Source organism: Actinomadura darangshiensis (assembly GCF_004349235.1).
Taxonomy (GTDB): Bacteria; Actinomycetota; Actinomycetes; order Streptosporangiales; family Streptosporangiaceae; genus Spirillospora; species Spirillospora darangshiensis.
Map to the genome: position 1 here is coordinate 1 of NZ_SMKY01000407.1, position 6,459 is coordinate 6,459.

Annotated in this window: 4 protein-coding genes and 1 riboswitch; of the genes, 3 read left to right on the forward strand and 1 reads right to left on the reverse strand. The window is 73.1% G+C overall.

The genetic code is table 11. The features are described from left to right. The 3 genes from E1293_RS42985 to E1293_RS42995 all read left to right on the forward strand — a co-directional run. Positions 1-768 (forward strand): vWA domain-containing protein (locus tag E1293_RS42985; RefSeq protein WP_132205273.1); only part of this gene is annotated, 768 nt, incomplete at its 5' end. Between the two features lies 1 nt (position 769). Beyond that, positions 770-1,372, forward strand: coding sequence for a cob(I)yrinic acid a,c-diamide adenosyltransferase (gene cobO, locus E1293_RS42990; protein ID WP_132205275.1), 603 nt, complete (start codon positions 770-772; stop codon positions 1,370-1,372). Positions 1,373-1,377: 5 nt separating this feature from the next. Continuing rightward, positions 1,378-2,703: a cobyrinic acid a,c-diamide synthase CobB gene (locus E1293_RS42995; RefSeq protein ID WP_132205279.1), complete on the forward strand. Its 1,326-nt coding sequence runs from the start codon at positions 1,378-1,380 to the stop codon at positions 2,701-2,703. Here the strand turns inward: E1293_RS42995 and cobN are convergent. After that, positions 2,658-6,248 carry a cobaltochelatase subunit CobN gene (gene cobN / locus E1293_RS43000; RefSeq protein ID WP_132205277.1) on the reverse strand — a complete coding sequence of 1,197 codons (3,591 nt, stop codon included), beginning with the start codon at positions 6,246-6,248 and terminating at the stop codon, positions 2,658-2,660. The genes E1293_RS42995 and cobN overlap by 46 nt on opposite strands. Positions 6,249-6,300: 52 nt before the next feature. Beyond that, a riboswitch (cobalamin riboswitch) is annotated at positions 6,301-6,424 on the reverse strand. Positions 6,425-6,459 lie beyond the last annotated feature (35 nt).

Sequence of the window (6,459 nt, forward strand, 5' to 3'; positions counted from 1 at the left end):
CTGCTGGAGGTTCCCGGTGTCGGTGACGGGGTGGCCGGGCGGCGGTCGCGGTCCCGGACGGTGCGGGGCCGGGTCACCGGGGCGCGCCGTCCCGCGGGGAGGGTCCGCGATCCGCACGTGGTGGCGACCCTGCTGGCGGCCGCGCCGCGGCAGCGGGCGCGCGGGCGGTCCGGGCCGGGCCTCGTACTGCGGACCGACGATCTGCGCGAGGCCGTCCGCGAGGGCCGCGAGGGCAACCTGGTGCTGTTCGTCGTGGACGCCAGCGGCTCGATGGCCGCGCGGCGGAGGATGACGACGGTGAAGACGGCGGTCCTCAGCCTGCTCCTGGACGCCTACCAGCGCCGCGACAAGGTCGGCCTGATCACGTTCCGGGGGCGGACGGCCGATCTCGTCCTGCCGCCGACATCGTCGGTCGAGGCGGGGGCGGCGCGGCTGCGGGCCCTGCCGACCGGGGGCCGGACGCCGCTGGCGGCGGGCCTCGTCCGGGCCGCCGAGGTGCTGCGCAACGAGAGGCTCCGCGATCCGGCGCGGCGTCCGCTGCTGGTGGTCGTCACCGACGGGCGGGCGACCGCGGGCGGTGACGTGGACCGGGCGGCGGGCCTGCTGGCCGGCACGGCCGGGATCGTCGTCGACTGCGAGGACGGCCCGGTCCGGCTCGGTCTCGCGGGGCGGCTCGCGGCCCGGCTCGGGGCGCGGCTCGTCCCGCTGCGCGATCTCGATGGAATCGTCCGCGCCCACCGTTCCCAAGACCACAGGAAGGCGGCCTGACATGCCGCAGGGGAAGCCCGTGTCCGTCCCCGACGACGGTCTCACCACCCGGCAGCGCCGCAACCGGCCGCTGCTGATGGTCCACACCGGCCCGGGGAAGGGGAAGTCGACGGCCGCGTTCGGGATGGCGCTGCGGGCGTGGAACCAGGGCTGGCCGGTCGGGGTGTTCCAGTTCGTGAAGTCGGCGAAGTGGCGCATCGGCGAGGAGCAGGCGCTGCGGGTGCTGGGGGCGAGCGGCGAGGGCGGGCCGGTCGCCTGGCACAAGATGGGCGAGGGCTGGTCCTGGATCCAGCGTCCCGGCACCGAGGAGGACCACGCCGCGGACGGGCGCGAAGGCTGGGCGCAGATCAAGCGGGACCTGGCCGCGGAGACGTACCGTTTCTATGTGCTGGACGAGTTCACCTACCCCCTCAAATGGGGCTGGATCGACCTGGACGAGGTCGTCGAGACGCTGACACTGCGTCCGGGCAACCAGCATGTCGTCATCACGGGACGGGACGCGCCCGACCGGCTGATCGAGGCCGCCGACCTGGTGACGGAGATGGGCAAGGTCCGGCATCCGATGGACGCCGGGCAGAAGGGGCAGCGGGGCATCGAGTGGTGAACCGTTTGATCGTCGCGGCGCCGGCGTCCGGCAGCGGGAAGACGACGGTGGCGACGGGGCTGATGGCGGCGCTCCGTGCGCGCGGCCTGAACGTGTCGCCCCACAAGGTCGGCCCCGACTACATCGACCCCGGCTATCACGCCCTCGCAGCGGGACGGCCGGGCCGCAACCTCGATCCGTGGCTCACGGGCGAGGAGCGGGTGGCGCCGCTGTTCCTGCACGGCGCCGCCGGGTGCGACGTGGCCGTCGTCGAAGGCGTGATGGGCCTGTTCGACGGGCGCGCCGACACCGGGTTCGCGTCCACCGCTCATGTGGCGGAGCTGCTCGCGGCGCCGGTGGTGCTGGTCGTGGACGCGGCACGGCAGAGCCGGTCGGTGGCGGCCCTCGTGCACGGGTTCGCGACGTTCGAGCCGGGGGTGCGGATCGGCGGCGTCATCCTCAACCGGATCGGCTCGGACCGGCACGAGGAGCTGTGCCGGAGCGCGCTGGAGGCGACGGGCGTGCCGGTGCTGGGCGCGATCCGGCGGGACGACGCGGTGGTCACGCCGTCCCGGCATCTGGGGCTGATCCCGGCGGCGGAGCGGGGACCGGAGGCGGTGCGGGCGGTCGAGCGGCTCGGCGAGCTGGTCGGCCGGTCCTGCGATCTGGACGCGCTGCTGCGGCTCGCGGGCACCGCTCCCCCGCTGCCGGGGCCGGTGTGGGACCCGTCCGACCAGGTCGAACCGGTGGACGGCGGGCCGGTGCCGGTCGTCGCGGTGGCGGGCGGGGCGGCCTTCACCTTTTCCTATACGGAGCACGTCGAGCTGCTGGGCGCCGCCGGTGCCGAGGTGGCCGTGTTCGATCCGCTGCGGGACGAGGCGCTCCCGGACGGGACGGGCGCGCTCGTCCTGGGCGGCGGGTTCCCGGAGATGCATGCCGCCGAGCTGGCCGCGAACGCGCCGTTGCTCGCCGAGGTCGCGTCGTTCCGCGGGCCGATCGCGGCCGAATGCGCCGGGCTCCTCTATCTGTGCGAGGAACTCGACGGCCGGAAGATGTGCGGCCGGGTGCCGGGCCGTGCCGCGATGACGACCAGGCTCACACTCGGGTACCGGGAGGCGGTCGCGGTGGCGGAATCACCGCTGACTCGCCCCGGCGAACGATTCCACGGGCACGAGTTCCACCGGACGGCCCTGTCCAGTGATGAGACACCCCTGTTCCGCTGGCGGGACGGCGCCGACGGGTACGGAGACGACCGGATCACCGCGTCCTACCTGCACCTGCACTGGGCGGGGTATCCGGAGCTGGCTCAGCGGCTGGTGTCGTCCTCCAGGTCGCCCTCCGCCTTGAGGTAGACCTCCTGGAGGCCCTGGAGGATCTTCGGGTCGGGGTGCTCCCACATGCCGCGTTCGGCCGCCTCCAGCAGCCGTTCGGCGATGCCGTGCAGCGCCCATGGGTTCGACTCCTCCATGAACGCGCGGTTCTCGTCGTCCAGGACGTAAGCGGCGGTGAGCCGGTCGTACATCCAGTCGGCCATGACGCCGGTGGTGGCGTCGTAGCCGAACAGGTAGTCGACGGTCGCGGCCAGCTCGAACGCCCCCTTGTAGCCGTGCCGGCGCATCGCGGCGAGCCACTGCGGGTTGACGACGCGGGCCCGGAAGATCCGGGCGGTCTCCTCCGACAGGGTGCGGGTGCGGACGGCGTCCGGGCGGGTGCTGTCCCCGACGTAGGCCTCCGGGGCCCGGCCGGTCAGCGCGCGGACGGTCGCGATCATGCCGCCGTGGTACTGGAAGTAGTCGTCGGAGTCGGCGATGTCGTGCTCGCGGGTGTCGACGTTCTTGGCGGCGACGGCGATGCGCCGGTAGGCGTTCTCCATGTCGTCGCGGGCGGGGACGCCGTCGAGGTCGCGCCCGTAGGCGTGGCCGCCCCACACCGCGTACACCTCGGCCAGGTCGGCGTCGTCGCGCCAGTTGCGGCTGTCGATCAGCGGCAGCAGCCCGGCCCCGTAGGCGCCCGGCGCCGACCCGAAGATCCGCCGGGTCGCGCGCCGCTCGTCCCCGTGCTGCGCCTTGTCGGCCTGGACGTGGGCCCGGACGTAGTTGTCGGTGCCGGGTTCGTCGAGTCCGGCGACGAGGCGGACGGCGTCGTCCAGCATGGCGACGACGTGCGGGAACGCGTCCCGGAAGAAGCCGCTGATGCGGACGGTGACATCGATGCGCGGCCGTCGCAGCTCGGCGACCGCGACCGGCTCCAGTGCCGTGACGCGGCGGGACGCCTCGTCCCATGCCGGGCGGACGCCGAGCAGCGCGAGCACCTCGGCCACGTCGTCGCCCGCCGTGCGCATCGCGCTCGTCCCCCACACCGACAGCCCGACCGACCGCGGCCATTCGCCGTGGTCGGCGCGGTAGCGGTCGAGGAGCGAGTCGGCCATCGCCTGGCCGGTCTCCCAGGCGAGGCGGCTGGGGACGGCGCGCGGGTCCACGGAGTAGAAGTTGCGTCCGGTCGGCAGGACGTTGACGAGGCCGCGCAGCGGCGAGCCGCTCGGGCCGGCCGGGATGTAGCCGCCGTCCAGGGCGTGCAGGACGTGGTCGAGTTCGTCGGACGTCCTGGCCAGGCGCGGGACGACCTCGGCGGCTGCGAACTCCAGGACGCGGGTCACCGGTTCGCGGCGGTCTGCCGGGATGTCCTTGGTGATGTGGCGGGCGGCGTCCACGGCCCAGCCGGCGTCCTCCATGGCCTGGACGAGATCGCGGGCGGTGGCCTCGGCGGCGTCGACGTCGGCGAGGGCATCGCCACCGTCCTCGGTGAGGCCGAGCGCTTCGCGGAGGCCGGGGAGCGTCTCCCTGCCCGACCACATTTGCCGGGCGCGGAGCATGGCGAGCACCAGGTCGACGCGGGTCGCGCCTTCCGGCGCCTGGCCGAGGATGTGCAGGCCATCGCGAATCTGCGCGTCCTTCACCTCGCACAGCCAGCCGTCCACGTGCAGGATGAAGTCGTCGAACTCGGTGTCGTGCGGACGGTCGTCCAGGCCGAGGTCGTGGTCGAGCTTCGCGGCCTGGATCAGCGTCCAGATCTGCGCGCGGATGGCTGGGAGCTTCGCCGGGTCCATCGCAGCGATCGTGGCGTGCTCGTCGAGGAGCTGTTCGAGCCGGGCGATGTCGCCGTAGGTCTCGGCGCGGGCCATCGGCGGGACCATGTGGTCGACGAGGACGGCGTGCGCGCGGCGCTTGGCCTGCGTCCCCTCCCCCGGGTCGTTGACGAGGAACGGGTAGATCAGCGGGACGTCCCCGAGCGCGGCGTCGGTGCCGCACGACGCCGACATGCCGGCCGCCTTGCCGGGCAGCCACTCCAGGTTGCCGTGCTTGCCGACGTGCACGATGGCGTGCGCGCCGAACTCGTCCGACAGCCAGCGGTACGCGGCCAGGTAGTGGTGGCTGGGCGGCAGGTCGGGGTCGTGGTAGATCGCGATGGGGTTCTGCCCGAAGCCGCGCGGCGGCTGCACCATGACGACGACGTTCCCGGCGCGGAGCGCGGCGAGGACGATGTCGCCGTCCTGGACGAAGAGTTCGCCGGGCGGCGGCCCCCAATGCCGCTCCATTTCCGCGCGCAGGTCCTGCGGGAGGGTGCGGTACCAGCGTTCGTAGGACACAGCGGAGATGCGGACGGGGTTGCCTGCGAGCTGCTCTTCGGTAAGCCAGTCTTCGTCCTGGCCTCCGGCGGCGATGAGCGCATGGATGAGCGCGTCGCCGTCCTGGTCTTGGACACCGGGAAAACTATCGCCGAGGTCGTACCCGGCCTCTTCGAGGCGTGCCAGCAGGCTGACGGTGCTCGCCGGGGTATCGAGGCCGACGGCGTTGCCGACGCGGGAATGCTTGGTCGGATACGCCGACAGCATCACGACAACGTGCCGCTCGGCGGGCGGAGTGTGGCGAAGACGGCCGTGCCGGACGGCGATCCCGGCGACCCGCGAGGCCCTTTCGGGGTCGGCGCGGTAGACGGTGAGGCCGTCCTCGTCGATCTCCTTGAAGGAGAACGGGACGGTGATGATGCGTCCGTCGAACTCGGGGATGGCGACCTGCGAGGCGGCGTCCAGCGGCGACAGGCCGTCGTCGCTCGCCTCCCAGTCCGCGCGGCTCGTCGTGAGGCAGAGGCCCTGGAGGATGGGGACGTCCAGTGCGGCCAGCGCACCCACGTCCCACGCCTCGTCGTCACCACCGGCCCCGGCGGTCGCGGGCTTGGATCCGCCCGCCGCGAGGACGGTCACGACCAGCGCGTCCGCTTCGCGAAGCGTGTCGAGCAGCTCGGGCTCGGCCGTGCGCAGGGATGAGCAGAACACGGGCAGCGCCCGTCCACCCGCGTCCTCGACGGCCGCGCACAACGTCTCCACGAACGCGGTGTTCCCGGCCATGTGATGGGCGCGGTAGTAGAGCACGCCGATAACGGGACCGTCGTTCGCGCGGGCGTCCCGCTCCAGGCGTCCCCACGTCGGCGTGGGCTGCGGCGGTGCGAACCCGCGCCCGGTCAGCAGCACGGTGTCCGACAGGAAGGCATGCAGTTCAGCGAGGTTGGCGGGCCCGCCATGGGCAAGGTAGGCATGCGCCTCAGCGCAGACACCACCGCTGACCGTGGACAACTCCATCAGCTCGGCGTCGGGGGCCTGCTCACCACCCAGAACGACAACCGGCCGGGGACCCGCGAGCAGCACATCCAGCCCGTCCTCCCAGGCCCGCCGCCCGCCGAGCAGCCGCACCACGACGAGATCGGCGCCCTCGACCAACTCGGGCAGATCGTCCACGGCGAGCCGCGCCGGGTTGCCCAGCCGGTAGGCGGCACTGGACGCGCGTGCGCTCAGCAAATCGGTGTCGGATGTCGACAGCAGCAGGACGGTGCCAGCGGCCACGGCCGTTCCTCCCCTGGGGTCCTCGCCCCGGTCGCGGGTGTCGCGACGGCAGGAGTCTCCTGGCTCCCGGATCGATGCTCGCCCCGGCCTTCCCGTCCTTGCGGACAGTGGCCTAAAGCGGGGTTCGCTCCCCGGTCACAGTGGCGGGACCGCGCCGGATTCACACCGGCTTCCTCCCATTTGCCATCGCCTGCCCAGAACCCTACGGCAG